This window comes from Pseudovibrio sp. WM33 (assembly GCF_001623165.1).
Taxonomy (GTDB): domain Bacteria; phylum Pseudomonadota; class Alphaproteobacteria; order Rhizobiales; family Stappiaceae; genus Pseudovibrio.
Window position 1 is genome coordinate 1 of record NZ_LMCK01000130.1, and the last position, 252, is coordinate 252.

Below are 252 nucleotides of genomic sequence, written 5' to 3' on the forward strand. Positions count from 1 at the left end.
GCTTATTGGCCAAGGCGACGGCCAGTTTATTCTTATGCATTCGCTTGGATGCCCGCTTTAGCCAGTCTCCGAAGCTCAAGTTCTGCCAAAGTTTCGGTCGCATCATTAAAACGTGTGCCGCTTGCACCAACAGCATGCGTAAATAGCGATTTCCGGTTTTCGATATTTTGCCGAGGATGGGCTTGTCTCCTGTACTGTACTGCCGGGGGACCAGGCCCAACCAAGCGCCAAGGTCTCGTCCGCGTTCAAAAG

General features: G+C 52.8%; 1 protein-coding gene. It reads right to left on the reverse strand.

Annotated features, from left to right (window positions below):
- The coding region (locus PsWM33_RS23275; RefSeq protein ID WP_153040002.1) for a transposase at positions 1-252 on the reverse strand (252 nt) is incomplete at both ends.